The sequence below is a fragment of the Nocardiopsis mwathae genome, assembly GCF_014201195.1.
GTDB classification, from domain to species: Bacteria; Actinomycetota; Actinomycetes; order Streptosporangiales; family Streptosporangiaceae; genus Nocardiopsis_C; species Nocardiopsis_C mwathae.
The window spans coordinates 3,127,307-3,141,854 of record NZ_JACHDS010000001.1 but is presented as its reverse complement, the minus strand read 5'-3'; the positions used below and the strand labels follow the sequence as shown (position 1 = coordinate 3,141,854).

The window sequence follows — 14,548 nt, the reverse complement described above, 5'->3', positions numbered from 1 at the left end:
GGGTCGACCATGACACGACCGCGCATCGTGGTGATCGGTGCGGGATTCGCCGGACTGCACGCCCTGCGCCGACTGGAGCGGCGGATTCCCCGAGGCGCGGCCGACATCGTGCTCGTCGCGCCCAACGACTACATGCTCTACAGCCCGCTGCTGCCCCAGGTGGCTTCCGGGCTGCTCACGCCGCAGTCGATCGCGGTGTCCCTGCACCGCATGCTGGGCCGCACCCGCATGGTGCCCGGGTCGGCGATCGGCGTCGACACCGCCGACCGTGTCGTCCTGGTCAGGAAGATCTCCGACGAGCTCGGCTACGAGCGCTACGACCGGCTCATCCTGGCGCCGGGCAGCCTCACCCGGGTCTTCGACATCCCCGGCCTCAGCGAGCACGGGTTCGGCAACAAGAACCTCGCCGAGGCCGTCGTCCTGCGCGACCACGTGCTCGCTCAGCTGGAGCTCGCCAACGCCAGCCGTGATCCGGCCGAACGCGAGGAGCGCTGCCGCTTCATCGTGGTCGGCGGCGGCTACACCGGCGTGGAGACGGCCGCCTCGCTGCGCCGCCTCACCGAGGAGGCCGCCGTGCGCTACCCTGAGCTGCGCTCGGCCATCCACTGGCACCTGGTCGACATCGCCCCGCGCCTGCTGCCCGAGCTGGGCCCCAAGCTGGGTGAGGAGACGCTCGACCTGCTGCGGCACCTCGACATCGAGGTCTCCCTGGGGGTCTCCGTCCGCAATGTGACCGAGAGCAAGGTGACGCTGACCGACGGCCGGGTGCTGCCGTGCCGCACGCTCGTCTGGACGGCCGGGACCGCGCCGAGCCCGCTCATGGAGTCCATCGGCGCCCCCACCGAGCGCGGGAAGCTGCGGGTCGGCTCCGACCTGGCCACGCCCGACCACCCCGAGGTCTTCGCGATCGGGGACGCCGCCGCGGTGCCGAACCTCGACTCGCCGGACGAGACCGCGATCTGCCCGCCCACCGCCCAGTACGCGCAGCGCCAGGGCGTGGTCGCCGCCGACAACGTGGTCTCCTCGCTGCTGCGGCGGCCGCTGCGCCCGTTCGTCCACGAGGACATGGGCCTGGTGGTCGACCTCAGCGGGAAGGACGCCGTGGCGCGCCCGTTCGGCATCGACATGTCCGGCCTGCCGGCCTTCGCGGTGACCCGCGCCTACCATCTGTGGGCGATCCCCTCCGCTCCGGCCCGCGCCCGGGTGGCGGCCAACTGGCTGATCCGGGCGACGCTCGGCGGCGAGGTGGCCCGGCTGGGGTTCGCCCACGGGGTTCCCTCGACCTTCGTCGACCAGGCCGCCGACCACTACCTCAGCCCGGAGGAGGCGCGCAGGCAGGGCGCGCGGCTGCTCGACGTCCCCGCGGCCGGAGGCTGACAGGGAGCCGCTGCTCGCCTCCGGCCGCGCCGGAGGGGCGCGGCCGGAGGCGCCGTGTCAGCCGGCGATCTCGTAGCCGGCCTCGTCGATGGCGGCCGCCAGCTGATCGTCGGTCAGCGGTGCCTCGCTCTCGACGGACACGCGACCGCTCTCCAGGTCGACGCTGACGGAGGTCACCCCGGGGAGGGCGACGAGCTCCTCGGTCACGGCCTTCTCGCAGTGCCCGCAGGTCATTCCGCTGACGGTGATCGTTGTGGCGGCCATGGGGGTCCTTGCCTTTCTCTCGTCGGTAGGAGGGGGCAGGAGGCCGAGGGGCAGGGGGCGGTCGGCGGAGGGGGCCGCGGGCGTGCCGTGCCGGGAGGTCAGGACCGGACCAGGCGCGCGATCGCGTCGGACGCCTCGCGGACCTTCGTGTCCGCCTCCTCGCCGCCGTTGGCCACGGCGTGCGCGACGCAGTGCTTCAGGTGCTCGTCCAGCATGGACAGGGCGAACGAGCGCAGCGCCTTGTTGACCGCCGACGTCTGGGTGAGGATGTCGATGCAGTAGGCGTCGTCCTCGACCATCCGCTGCAGGCCCCGGACCTGGCCTTCGATCCGGCGGAGCCGGTTGATGTGGCTCTGCTTGTCGTCGTGGTAGCCGTAGGTCTCCATGGCGGTCTTCCCCTGCTCTTCCTGCTCGTCCGTCATCCTATACCCCCTCAAGGTATTTCCGGCCGCTGCTCTTCCCGATGCGCACGCAGCGGGTGCGCGCCGGGGCACTCCTGAAGTATCGGTGCTTTTTCGGACCTCTGGGGGCGATATGGGGCCTTCGGGGTGCTCCCGAATGCCCGAGGCTGCCCGGGTCCCGCCGCCGGCGCCCGATCTGAGCTGCCCGGACACGCAGGAGGGGCGCTTGCCGCGGGCGGTCCGCTGCCCGACCATGGGACGCATGAGTGATGCCAATGGCGGGGAGAGCGAGATCCTGGCGCGGATCAACGACCTGGTCACCGAGGAGCGCGACCTCCGCGAGCAGAGCGAGCACCGGCTGACACCGCAGGAGCGCAGCCGGATGCGGGAGCTCGAAGACTCGCTCGACCAGTGCTGGGACCTGCTTCGGCGCCGCCGGGCCCTGCAGGAGTACGGCCAGGACCCCGACACCGCCCGGCCCCGCCCCGCCGGAGAGGTCCGGCGGCACCGCCAGTAGCCGCCCCGCCGCCGGATTCCCGCGCCCGCGCCGCCGCGGGGAACCGTACCGGAACCGACCGCCGGTCCGGAGCGTCTGTCTACGTGTGCCCCCGGTACACGAGGGCGGAGACGAGCGGGAAGAGGCCGGATGCTGGAGTTGCTGACGGGGACCGGTCTGGCGTCGGCGGCCGGGCTGAACGCCTACATCCCACTGCTGGCCGTCGGGCTCATCGCCCGCTACACCGACCTGCTGACGCTCGGTCCGGGCTGGCAGTGGATGGAGCATCCGGCATCCCTGGGCGTGCTCGGTGTGCTGCTCGTGCTGGAGCTCGTCGCCGACAAGATCCCGGTCGTCGACAGCGTCAACGACATCGTGCAGACGTTCGTCCGGCCGACCTCGGGCGGCCTCACGTTCGGGGCGGGGGCCGCGGCGGTCGACTCCGCCGACCTCACGGCCGCGAGCACCGGCGACGGCTCCTGGTGGCCGATCGCCGGCGGCGTCGTCATCGCCCTGGTGTTCCACACCCTCAAGTCGCTGGCGCGGCCGCTGCTCAACACCCTCACCCTCGGCGCGGGCGGGCCGGTCATCAGCGCGATCGAGGACATCGGCAGCGCGGTGATGTCGCTGCTCGCCATCATCGTGCCGATCCTCGTCCTGGTGGTGCTGCCGCTGACGGTCGCGGGCGCGGTGGTGCTGTGGCGTCGGCGCCGCCGCGGCAGGGCGGATGGAACGAGGGCCGGAACCGTCCCGGACACGCCGGCGGACGGGGAGCGGTGAGGCCGGGAAGGCCGCGCCCTCCGAGCCCCACCGCCGCCTTTTCCGCTCAGCCCCGGTAGCCGTCCCGCCCCTGGGAGACCGGCAGGGTGACCGTGGCCGCCGCGGTGTCCAGGGTGACGTCGGTCCCGGCCGGGTAGCGCAGCGTGTAGTCGTAGTCGGTGGAGATCACCACGACGCCGATCCGGTGCCCGGCCTTGAACACGTAGTCCTGGCCCTGCATCTCCCAGGAGTACCTGTACATGGTGCCGCCGACGACCGGCAGCTGGCGCTCCATGGATGCGCGGTTGCGGGCGTCCAGGATGCCGCGGGTGACGATCTTGTGGTCACTGGTCGCGGTCACCGGGTAGCTGCGGAAGGTGCACCCCGGGTCCTCGGGGATGCCCTCGCCGTAGCAGACCCGCTCGTCCCGGTCGAAGCGGACCGGGCCGGTGGCCCGGGTGTCGGTCCCGTAGTCCACCAGCAGCGCGGTGAGGTACGGGGAGGCGCCGTCCATCGCCGCGCGCAGCGAGACCTCCGGGAATCCGCTGACCCTCACGTCGTCGGCCAGTTCCTCCGACAGGTACACCAGGGAGTTCTTCCCGGCCGCCGCCGGGTCGGTGGCGAGCGCGTCGGCGGTGGTGGTCCGCCCGGCGTCGGTGAACGACTCCCGCTGGTCCCGGCCCGGTGCGGGGGCACGGCCCAGCGTGCCCGCACCGCCGTCGGCGTCCTCGGCCGCCGCGTTCATGTGCAGCCGCAGCGGGGCGGTCCCGGCCGGCGGCCAGTCGTCCTGCGTCGACCAGCCGAAGTCGGCGTTCTCGATGTCCACCGCGGGGCCGTCCATGATCCCGTTGTCCAGGTCGTAGAGCCAGTAGTCGAACCAGCCGTGCAGCTGGTCCAGCCACTCCTCGATGCGCAGGTTCATCGGGTTGACGTGACCGGCCTGGTACAGCCACAGCTTGCGCGGCACACCGTGCTCGCCGAGCTCCCGCCACATCCGCAGCGCCTGGTCGGTCTTGACGTTCCAGTCGTTGAGACCGTGCGCCAGGAACACCCCGGCCGAGATGTCGGCGACGTCGTTGCGGTAGTTCCTCTCGTCCCAGAACGCGCTGTAGTCGCCGGTGCGGCGGTCCTGCTCCTCGGTGATCGCGTCGAGCACCGGCCGGCACGCCTCGCGGTCCTCGCGCGTGTGGACGAGCTCGGCCAGGATGTCGGCGTCCTCGCCCTGGTAGCCGCCCGGGGCGACGACGCCGCCGTTCTCCCGGTAGTACTCGTACCAGGAGGAGATGGCGCCCTGCGGGACGATCGCCTTCAAGCCCTCCACTCCGGTCGTGGCGGCGGCGACGGGCAGGGTCCCGTTGTAGGAGATGCCGGTCATCGCCACGTTCCCGGTGGACCAGTCATCGGCCGTGACCTCGTTGCCCTCGGGGTCGCGGCCGGTGGCGCGGCCGTTGAGCCAGTCGACGGCGGCCTTCGCGCCCAGCGTCTCGTTGTGCGCGCCCGAGGTCGGGCAGCCGGTGGATCCGCCGGTGCCGAGGCTGTCCAGCTGGGCGACGGCGTAGCCGCGCGGCAGGAAGTAGTTGTCGTAGTAGTTGGGCATGCTGACGCCGGGGCCGCCGGCGGCGCGCGAGCGGCGCAGCTCCTCGGGGTCGGCCGGGGCGTCCAGGTCGCCCAGGCCACCGGCGCGCTCCCCGCCGCGGGTGCGCGGCACCGTGCCGGCGTCCTCGTCGTCGAGGTCCACGTCGTAGAAGTCGACGCTGTTGAGCCCGGCCCAGTACGGGCTGGGCTCGATGATCGTGGGGACGCGCAGACCCTCGTCGGTCTCTTTGGGGCGCATGATGCGCATCCGGACGGTGTCGGGTGTGCCGTCGCCGTCGCTGTCCGCCTCGGTTTCGATATCGACCTCGTGGTAGACGGCCTCGGCGTAGTCGAAGACCGGCTGGGTGCGACCGTCCTCGATCAGCGGGGGGTGGGTGTCGGCCTGTGCCGGGACGGCCAGGAGGCCCGAGACGACCAGCGCGGAGGTGACCACGCAGCCCGCGCGGGCGGTGATGCGGTGGGGGTATCGCATGTTCGCTTTTCCTCAGTTGGAGGGGAGAGCGGGGGTGGCGTCATCCCACCGGACTCCGGTTACCGTCCGACAACCCTTGGGTCTCCATTGCATCTAGATGACCGGGATCCGATCGAGGCGGCACGCGGATCATGCAAGCACCGGAAACCTTTAGAGTGCAGGGGTGGCTCACAACGCGTTCGAACGTCTGACCGGAATCAAGCACATCGTCTGGGACTGGAACGGGACCCTCCTGGATGACAACCACGCCAACCTCGCGGCCCTCAACCAGGTGTGCGTGGAGTTCGGGCGTCCCCGGGTCGACCTGGAGTACTGGCGGTCGGTCTTCCGGCGGCCGCTGGTCGAGTGCTACGAGGAGCTGCTGGAGCGCTCCTTCGCCGACGGTGAATGGCCGCGTATCAACGAGATCTACGACCGCCACTACCTGTCCGAGGTGCCCGGCTGCGGCCTCGCCGAGGGCGTGCCCGACGTCCTGCACCGGTGGGCGGCGTTCGGGGGAACCCAGTCTCTGCTGTCCATGGCCTCGCACGCACACGTCAACGAGCTGGTCGCGGAGCGCGGCCTGGGCGGCCACTTCGCGCGCGTCGACGGGCGGCGCTTCGGCACCGTGAGCGACTCCAAGGCCGACCACCTCGCCGCGCACCTGGAGGAGCTCGGCGCGGACCCGGCGAGCGTGGTGCTCATCGGCGACATCGACGACGACGCGCGCGCCGCCCGCGCGGCCGGGGCCAGCGCGATCCTCGTGGAGAGCGGGCTGATGAACCGCCGGCGCCTGGAGGCCACCGGCCACCCCGTCGTGTCCACCCCCGCCGAGGCGGTCCGACTCCTGGGTGCCTGACCCCACCCTCCGGCGGCCCCGAGACCGACGGAGGGTGGCGGAGGAAGCAAGGGGCGGTGCCGCCACAGCGGCACCGCCCCTTACACGTGGTCGCAGCCGCCTGCTACGGGGCCAGCCGGACCTTGCGGGCGTCGTCGAAGCGGCGCTGCACGTCCGCCCAGTTGACGACGTTCCAGAACGCCTTGACGTAGTCCGCCTTGACGTTCTTGTACTGCAGGTAGAACGCGTGCTCCCACATGTCGAGCATGAGCAGCGGGTAGGACCCGGCCGCGAGGTTGCCCTGGTGGTCGTAGAGCTGCTCGATGATGAGCTTCTGGCCGAGGATGTCCCAGGCCAGGATCGCCCAGCCGGAGCCCTGGACGCCGCCGGCCACGGCGCTGAAGTGCGCGCGGAACGCGTCGAACGACCCGAAGTCGTCGTCGATCGCCGCGCCCAGCTCGCCCTCGGGCTTGTCGCCGCCGTCCGGCGACAGGTTCGGCCAGAAGACGGTGTGGTTCACGTGCCCGGCCAGGTTGAAGGCCAGGTTCTTCTCAAGCATGTTGACCGTGCCGAAGTCGCCCTTGTCACGGGCCTCGGCCAGCTTCTCCAGCGCGGTGTTGGCGCCCCCGACGTACGCCGCGTGGTGCTTGTCGTGGTGAAGCTCCATGATCTGGCCGGAGATCCACGGCTCAAGCGCCGCGTAGTCGTACGGAAGCTCCGGAAGCGAATATGGCGCGGACATGTGCGCACCTTCCCAAGACGGTTTCTAGGCTGTACGGGCGATCGATCTCGCCCCTGAAAAGCTATCAGCACAAGGCCCGGTCATCCCGTGTCGCCCTCGCGACAGCGCCGGTCGGGAATAAACCCCGGGGAGCCGTCGTCCGGCGCGGCCGTCCTCGGCCTCACGCCGCGCGCTCGAACCCGCTGCCGTTCCACGTGGTGCGGGCGCACGCGACCCCCCAGGCGCCCTTGCGCTTGAGGATGTCGTAGATGTGCATCCGGTCGATCTTCGGCGACACACCGTACCCTGAGGGCCAGGTGATCGCCCAGTCCATGTCGAGGTCCACCAGCAGCTCCAGCAGCCGGGCGATCGTGGGGTCGTCGAGGCGCTCGAACGCCTCGTCGAGCAGGACCATCCGCAGCGGGCCCTCCAGCTCGGTCTCCAGCGCGTCGTAGAACGCGGCGCTCGCCGCGAACAGCGTCACGTAGGAGACCAGGCGCGTCTCCCCGGAGGACAGCTGCCGCACCCGGCGGTCGCGCGGCCTGCCGTCCGGCCCGGTGTCGTGGATCCGCACCCGGTAGGTGTACCACTGCCGGTAGTCCAGCGCCCCGGCCAGCACCTCGGTGTAGCCGCTGCTGCGCCCCTCCTCGCGGGTGGCGCGGATCCGGTCCATCAGGGCGCGGCGCAGCCGGTCGTTCTCCTCGGGGGTGCGCCGCGCAACCGACTTCTTGGCCAGCGCGAACGCCGAGCGCTCGGCCGGGTCCAGGTGCGGTGCCGGCTCCCAGGACAGCTCCACCCGCACGCCCTGGCTGGAGTGGGCGCCCTCCAGCACCGTGTTCATCCGGCGCGTCAGCGACTCGGCCGAGCCGATCTGGCGGTGCAGCTCCTCGGCGATGTCGCCGATCAGGTACTCCTCGAAGATGCGCTCCTCGCTGCCGGTGAGGTTCTCCTCGGCCTGGGCGAGCCGGGCGGCGGTGAGCCGCGCCGTCGCCGCCACCGGCGCGGTGCCCGACTCGTCGCTGACCGCGACCGTGAGGATGCCGTGGGCCCGGTCGGCCTGCACGTCGTGCGTCCCGGCCAGCGCCGACTGCAGCGTCTGGATACGCGAGATCAGGGTCCGCTCCAGCGCCGCCGGGTCGCCCGGTGCGCCCTCCTCATCGGCCAGCGCCTCGGCGAGCGCCGCGCGCAGCCCGGGGCGCTCGAACGGCGGTTCCACCGCCCCGGTCGCCGCCTCCCACACGCCGGGGACGTCGGCGGCGTCGGTGAGCGCGTCCTCGGCGTCGGCGACCGTGCCCTCGGCCTCGCCCACCTCGCGCTCGGTGGCCTCCACCCGCGCCTCGGCGTCGGCCAGCGCCTTGATGCGGGCCTCCACCTCCGACTGCGCCTTGGGCGCCTGGGAGCGCAACCGCTGCCGCTCCTCGCCGAGGCGCCGCACGTCCTCGCCGACCTGATCGGCGTCACGCCCCAGGCTGGAGCGGAGCGTGGCCAGGACGGTGTGCGCCTCGGCGTAGGCGCGGTGCGTCTCGGCGGCATCCGACTCGGCCTTCTCCCGGGCGCGCGCGGTCCGCTCGTGGTCGGCCTGGGCGGCCGCCACCGATCGCAGCGCCTCGGGCAGGTCCCGGCGCAGCATCCGGGTGACGTCCGCCAGCGCGGTGGTGGCGCGGCGGGCGCGCTCGCACAGCTCCCGCAGCTCCGCACACCCGTCGCCGACCCCCAGATCGGCGCAGGCCCGCCGGTGCTCGGCGCGCTCGGCGCCCAGCCGCGCGCGGGCCTGGGCGTGCTCGGCCTCGGCCTGCTCGGCATCGGACATGGCGCGGCGCGCGGCCGCGCGCCGCGACTGGGTCTCGATGTGCGCCCGCAGCACCTCGGCGATGTCGGGGAAGGAGTCCAGGCACGCGTTCCACGCCTGTTCCAGCCGCTGGGCGCCGCCGAGCGACTCCCGCAGCCGCGCGATCCGCTCCTCCAGCCCGGCCAGCTCGGCCTCCAGCTCCTCGACGCGGCGGCGGCGCGCCTGCTCGCGCGCCCCGGCGCCGATGTGCTCGGCCGCGGCCTTGGTGTGGCGGCCGTGCAGCACCCCGGCCCGCCAGTGGCCGTCGGTGCCGAACGCCGGGGCGCCCGGCGCGTCGGCGGGGTGCCCGGCCTCCAGCAGCGGCACCGAGCGCAGCAGCGCGCCGACCGCCTCCTCGGACACCGCGGCGGCGGGGGCGTCGGTGTCGGCGTCCACCGCCGGGCGCAGCAGGTCGGCCAGCGACGGCCCGTCGACGGGGGCGCCGGGCTGCGCCCAGGTGTCCTGCCCGCCGTCGTCGGGCGGTGGTCCGCCGTCGGCGGGCAGCCACGCGTTGAGCAGGCCGGAGGCGTGCAGGGACGCCTCCAGGGCGGCGCGCCGGTCGGCCCCGACCTCCGGGCGGAAGTCGACCACCTGGTAGAAGGGGGCGCCCGCGGAGCGGTCGCGCGCGGCGGTCGTGAGGGCGGGGTCGGGCGGCGCGACCTCGGCGGCCTCCCGCAGCGCGGCCAGGTCCGCCCGCAGCCGGTCCCGCTCGGCGCCGGCCTCGGCCAGGCGCTGCTCGGCGGTGACGGCGGCGTGCTGCACCGCGCGCACCCGCGGCTGCAGCGCCCCGCGCACCTCGCGGTGGGCGTCGCGGAACGCGTCGGGGTCGGTGGCCACATCGTCGGCGTCGGGCACAGGCGGCAGCTCGCCCGCGGCGGGGCGGTCACCCGTCGGCAGTGCCTCGTCGTGCCAGCGCCGCACCGCGTGCGCCCACTGCCCGGCCAGGGCCAGCAGCCGCTCCTCGCTCTCGCGCGCCCGGTGCCCGGCCTCGGCGGCGTCCTCGGCGCTGTGCGCGGCGCGCTCGGCCAGCCGGTCCACCCGCGCGTCGTCCTCCACCAGCCGCTCGGCCCGGGCGAGCAGGCCGGTCAGCAGCGGGGCGCGCTCCTCGGCGGCACCGGCCGCCGCGGCCACGCCCTCGGCGGCCTGCGCGGCCCCGTCCTGCAGCGAGTCGGCGTCGATGGCCGGGGCTGCGGCCCGGTACAGCGCCTCGGGGCGGGCGTCGGGTTCCGGGGAGAGCAGGACCCTGCGGGCCTCCTCCGCGCGATCCAGGGCGGGGTGGAGCGGCGGTAGCGAGCCCAGCGCCGCGGGCAGGCCGATGGCGCCCAGCGACTCGCGCGCCTCGGCGGCTCCCGAGGCCACCCCCTCGCCGATGCGCACGGCGAGCGCCGCGGCGCGCTCGATGGCGCCGACGGACTGCTCCTCGGTTGCGCGCAGGCCCTCGGCATTGGCCAGCGCCGCCTCGACATGCCGCCGCTGGGAGGCCACGTTGGCCTGCTTGTCCTCCAGGTCGCCCAGGGCGCTGTAGGCGGGGGAGGCCTTCAGCGCCTCCAGCTCGGTCTGCACCTGCTCCAGCCGCTCGGTGACGGCGTCGCGGTCCTGTTCGGCCTGGCGCAGGTCCGCCTCGGCGGCGGCGCGCTCCTTGTCCCGCTTGGTGCGGCGGCCCGTCGCCCGCTCCCGCCCCTTCTCCGCGGTGGCCAGCCGACGCGCACGGTCGGCCAGCACACCGCGCGCATAGTCGCGGTAGCCGGTGAGGAACTCGTCCAGCGCGGAGTCGGCCTGGCGCAGCCGCGCCACGTTGCGCCGGACCCCTTCGAGGTTGTCCAGGCCGGTGGCGGTGCGCGCGATGACATCGGGGTCGACGGGCGGCAGCGCGTCGGACAGCAGCTGCTCCAGCTGGCCCTGCAGCACCTTGAGACCGATGTCGGGGTTGCGCAGGGTGCGCTGCAGGTGCAGCAGGTCGGTGTAGCGGTTGCCGCCGGTGATGCCGTAGACGGCGGCCGCCACCCGCTGCTGGAACGCCTCCTGGGAGCCCACCACGCAGTCCTCGCCGATGTGCTCGCGCAGCCGCGCCTGGGTGATGGGGCGGTCCTGCTCCATCAGCGCGAAGTCCTTGTCGACCCGCAACGGGGTGATGAACCGCCAGGAGTCGCTGATCTGCCGGCTGGACGCGCTCGCCTTGACCCCGACCCCGCAGGTGAGGAACTCCTCGGCGCCGTCGTCACGGGTGCGGCGCAACTCGATCCAGGCGTAGCCCAGCCGCAGCGTGCTCTCCGCGTAGTCGTCGAGCATGAGACGGCTCATGCTGACCGTGTCGAAGCCCTTGCAACCCATGTTGCGCAGGTCGCCGTCGAGGCACAGCGGCAGCAGCAGCTCCAGCGTCCGCGACTTGCCCGAGCCGTTGGTGCCCTTGAAGATGACCCGGCCGCCGGACAGGTCGAAGACCTCGTCGCGGTACTGCCAGATGTTGACCACGCCGCCGCGGTGCAGCTGCCAGCGCTCACGGGGCCGGGCGGCGGCCTGTCCGGTGCTCACATCGGTCCTTAAAGTCGATCGTCGGGTACCCGCCGGGCGGGGGTCACAGGCTGAACAGGGAGTCCTGGGCGTCGTCGGCCGCGGGGGGCGCCGCGGCCCGTTCGCCGTCACCGGGGGACGGGGCGCCGTCCGCCTCGGCACCGGGCGGGCCGTCGGGCACCGGGCGGTAGCGGGCGGCGGCCGGGCTGATCTGCACCAGGCCGCCGGGGCGCCGCCGGGCCAGGCCGGACTGGGCCAGCGTATCGGCGACCGAGCGGGCCAGCCGACCGGAGTCCCGAATGGCGTCCTTCGACCAGGCCTGCGGGTAGCGCTCGACCACCGCGGCCACGACCGCGCCGAATCTGTCGTGGGAGACCGTGGTCCAGGGGCCGTCGGCGACACCGGGTGCGTCGGCTGCGCCGGGGGCCGCCGCGTCACCGCCCGCCGCGTCGGCGGTCTCCGGGGCCTCCGCGGCCAGCAGCTCGGCCGCGGCCAGCAGCGCGATGCGGGCGATCGTGCCGCTCGCGGGGAAGACCCGGTCGCTGAGGTAGCCCTCCGGGTCGACGGCCAGCACGCCCTGCGAGCGCACCTCCAGCCGCAGCCCGACCAGCTCCTCCAGCAGGTGCGCCTCGGAGCGCAGGTTGGTCCGCAGCCAGTCCCACTGCTCGGCGGTGAGGTCGGCCGCGAGCACCACCGGGTCCTCGACCAGGCGGCGGCGCACGCGGTGGCGCTCCTCCGCGTCGGCGTCCCCGGCTCCGCTCAGCGCCTCGGCCGACGCGTAGCGGCCCAGCGGAGCCGCGACCAGGTGGCCCAGCAGCTCCAGGTCGACGGTGAGCAGCGCCTCGCGGGCGGCGTCGTCGGCCCACGGCGCGACGCTGCCGTCGGTCTCGGCCAGCACCCCCAGGTCGATGAGGAGCCGCAGGGCCGCGGTGAGGGCCCGCCGGTCCACGATGCCCGTGCCCAGATCCAGCCCGGCCTCGGCACCCGCCGCGCGCACGTCGGAGACCAGCCCCGACAGCAGCAGCTGGCGGCCGCCCCCGGTGAGGACGGCCAGCACCAGGGCCAGGTAGGCGTAGGCGCGCGGGGTGAAGGGGGCGGCGTTGTGCTTGTGCGCGCCGCGTACCCCGTCGGGGGTGCGGCCGGTCTTGTAGAGGCGGGCGAACGTCGGTTCCACCACCAGCCGGTACCCCAGGTAGGAGGCGAACAGCGCCTGCAGCCGGTCGGCGTAGCGGCGCATCGCCGGGAGCGCGTCGCCGTCGGGCCCATCGGCGCGCACCAGCGGGCGGCGCAGCAGCACCCGGGCGCAACGGCGCACCTGGGCGGCCTCGACGGCGTCGAGCCCGCCGAACGCGGCCTTCTCGGGTGACCCCAGCGGATCCCTGCGGCTCATCCTCGCGCCCCTTCGCCCGCCGCCTCGTGTGCGGTCCCGCGCACCGGCGTGTCCCGGACCGCCCGATCCCCGGCCGGGGAGGCCGGCGGGCCGGCGGGGTCTCCGCGGACCTCCAGGGCCTCGCCGACCTGCAGGTGAACGTCGACGCCGTGCAGCTCCAGGGTGCCGAACACCGAGCCGATCCGGGCGGCCCCACCGTCGGGCCGGGGTTCCAGTCGCAGGGTGAGACCGGTGATCGGATCTCCCGCGCCGCCCGGCTCGGTGGGCATGTCGCGCGAAGCCCCGGCCAGGGTCAGCAGCTCGCAGACCAGTTCCAGGGCGTCCCCGGACAGCCGGGCCGCACCCAGGTCGGGAACGGCCGCGGCGAGTTCGCGCACGGCCGCGTCCCGGCGCCGCTTGCGGCGGTCCTCCTCCTCCAGCAGCTCGGCACGGCCCAGCGGGTCGTCGCCGATGCGCGGCAGCTGGCCTGCGGGGGCGCGCTCGCCCCGGGTCCGCACATTGACCTCGACGTCCACACGGTCGCCCTCGGCCCAGGTGCGGCCGGGCTCCGGGGCGTCCTCCTCGCCGACCAGGGCCAGGTGGCGGGCGGCGAACAGGCCGAACACCGCCGCATAGAGGTCGTGTGCGGCCTCCGGCGTCGCCGCGTCGAACCAGGCGGCCAGCGTCAGCAGGTCGCGCCGGCGGCCCGGGTCCACGCCGCCGGCTCCGGTGACGCGCTTGACGTTGCCGAGCAGGGCGGAGATGGCGCGGCTGGTGGCGTCGCGCAACCCGTCGACCTCGGAGGGGCGCCCCGGGCGCCCGATGAACCAGCCGGTCAGCCCGTCCCAGTCGGCCACGCGCCGACCGGGCGAACGCTCCATGAGCTCGGTCTGCCCGCTGCGGGTCTCGCGCGCCACGAGCACGGCGTCGGAGCCGTCCGGCACGGTGGCTCCGGAGCCGCGCGTCAGCGGCTCGCCGGCGCCCAGTGATCCCAGCAGCCGGTCCCGCTGCCGGTTGAGGGAGCCCAGCCGCTCCACGATCGGCTCGGAGTGGCGCAGCACGTCCTTGGCGATGAGCTCCACGTACTCCAGCAGCATGTGCTTGAAGCCCGACATCTCGGCGGGGGCCAGGTCGTAGCGGGCGATCACCGAGCCCAGGTAGGCGTAGAAGTCGCGGACCGCCGCGGCGAACTCGTCGTGCTGCAGGAAGAGCGTGGTGACCTGCTGGGCCAGGTGCTCGCGCAGGGTCCGCACCGAGGTGGCCTCGGGGCCGCGGCCGCGCTCGGCGGCCAGCAGCTCGCCGAGCGTGCGCTGGATGTCGGCGAGCCCCTGCTCGATGGCGGGCAGCAGCTCGCGCGAGACCTCGCGGGCGCCCTCGGCGACGGTGAGCATGCCGTCGACGTCCCGCTGCACCCGCATGGCGAGCTTGGCGACCTGGTAGCGGACGCGGCTGCGGGTGAACTCGGCGATGGTCGCGGCGGGTTCGCGGCGCCCGGGCACCAGGTTGCCCCACCGGGCCAACTGCTCCAGGCGGTCCACGACGGTCTCCAGGCGCGACTCGCCCGCCTCGATCTCGCCCCGCCGCTCGGCCGCGGCGAGTGCCGACGCCACCTCACCGGCGCCGAGGTCGGCGAGGAGGGTCGAGGTGAACAGGCGCATGACCGCCAGGTACGTCCGGCGCTCGGGGGCGGTGAGGTAGCTGTAGAGCCGCAGCCGGTCCAGGTCCGCGGCGTCGCCGTGGGCGGTGCCCGTGCGCTCGGCGGCCCCGCCGTCCCGGCCTGCGGCGGCGTGCGGCGCTGCGTCGGCATCGTTGAGCATGACCCGCCCCAACTTAGCGCTTCGGCGCCCCCGCCGGCGCCACCCCGGCGGGTGATCCCCGCCCCTCCCCGCACAGTGATCGCGGACGCTCATCGGGGGATGGCCGTTTCGCCCGACCGA

11 protein-coding genes are annotated in these 14,548 nt (G+C 74.1%); 4 read left to right on the top strand and 7 right to left on the bottom strand.

Features of this window, described 5'->3' with window-relative positions; translation table 11 throughout:
* Positions 1-9 precede the first annotated feature (9 nt).
* Positions 10-1,377, top strand: a complete 1,368-nt coding sequence (locus tag HNR23_RS13560) for an NAD(P)/FAD-dependent oxidoreductase (RefSeq protein WP_184075934.1) — start codon at positions 10-12, stop codon at positions 1,375-1,377.
* A gap of 57 nt (positions 1,378-1,434) precedes the next feature.
* Here the strand turns inward: HNR23_RS13560 and HNR23_RS13555 are convergent, their stop codons facing one another.
* Together HNR23_RS13555 and HNR23_RS13550 are read right to left on the bottom strand one after the other, a co-directional pair.
* Positions 1,435-1,641, bottom strand: coding sequence for a heavy-metal-associated domain-containing protein (locus tag HNR23_RS13555; protein WP_184075933.1), 207 nt, complete (start codon positions 1,639-1,641; stop codon positions 1,435-1,437).
* A gap of 98 nt (positions 1,642-1,739) precedes the next feature.
* The gene (locus HNR23_RS13550; RefSeq protein WP_184080287.1) at positions 1,740-2,027 is read right to left on the bottom strand and encodes a metal-sensitive transcriptional regulator; all 288 of its coding nucleotides are present in this window, start codon (positions 2,025-2,027) and stop codon (positions 1,740-1,742) included.
* Positions 2,028-2,304: 277 nt separating this feature from the next.
* Between HNR23_RS13550 and HNR23_RS13545 the strand changes: the two genes are divergently transcribed.
* Complete coding sequence (locus tag HNR23_RS13545; protein ID WP_184075932.1) at positions 2,305-2,559, top strand: DUF2630 family protein; 255 nt, start codon at positions 2,305-2,307, stop codon at positions 2,557-2,559.
* Positions 2,560-2,688: 129 nt separating this feature from the next.
* Positions 2,689-3,318 (top strand): DUF4126 domain-containing protein, encoded by a 630-nt coding sequence (locus HNR23_RS13540; protein ID WP_184075931.1) that lies wholly within the window; start codon positions 2,689-2,691, stop codon positions 3,316-3,318.
* 46 nt (positions 3,319-3,364) lie between these two features.
* Here the strand turns inward: HNR23_RS13540 and HNR23_RS13535 are convergent, their stop codons facing one another.
* Positions 3,365-5,365 (bottom strand): Xaa-Pro dipeptidyl-peptidase, encoded by a 2,001-nt coding sequence (locus HNR23_RS13535; protein ID WP_184075930.1) that lies wholly within the window; start codon positions 5,363-5,365, stop codon positions 3,365-3,367.
* Positions 5,366-5,528: 163 nt separating this feature from the next.
* Here HNR23_RS13535 and HNR23_RS13530 point away from each other — a divergent pair, with 163 nt between their 5' ends.
* Positions 5,529-6,203, top strand: coding sequence for an HAD hydrolase-like protein (locus tag HNR23_RS13530; RefSeq protein WP_184075929.1), 675 nt, complete (start codon positions 5,529-5,531; stop codon positions 6,201-6,203).
* 103 nt (positions 6,204-6,306) lie between these two features.
* Here HNR23_RS13530 and HNR23_RS13525 read toward each other — a convergent pair whose 3' ends face one another.
* The 4 genes from HNR23_RS13525 to HNR23_RS13510 form a co-directional block, all read right to left on the bottom strand.
* Positions 6,307-6,924, bottom strand: coding sequence for a superoxide dismutase (locus HNR23_RS13525; protein WP_184075928.1), 618 nt, complete (start codon positions 6,922-6,924; stop codon positions 6,307-6,309).
* A 160-nt stretch (positions 6,925-7,084) separates the two neighbouring features.
* Positions 7,085-11,263, bottom strand: coding sequence for a TIGR02680 family protein (locus HNR23_RS13520; RefSeq protein WP_184075927.1), 4,179 nt, complete (start codon positions 11,261-11,263; stop codon positions 7,085-7,087).
* Between the two features lie 43 nt (positions 11,264-11,306).
* Positions 11,307-12,632, bottom strand: a complete 1,326-nt coding sequence (locus HNR23_RS13515) for a TIGR02678 family protein (protein ID WP_184075926.1) — start codon at positions 12,630-12,632, stop codon at positions 11,307-11,309.
* Positions 12,629-14,428, bottom strand: coding sequence for a DUF2397 domain-containing protein (locus tag HNR23_RS13510; protein ID WP_184075925.1), 1,800 nt, complete (start codon positions 14,426-14,428; stop codon positions 12,629-12,631). The genes HNR23_RS13515 and HNR23_RS13510 overlap by 4 nt, the downstream gene beginning before the upstream one ends.
* Positions 14,429-14,548 lie beyond the last annotated feature (120 nt).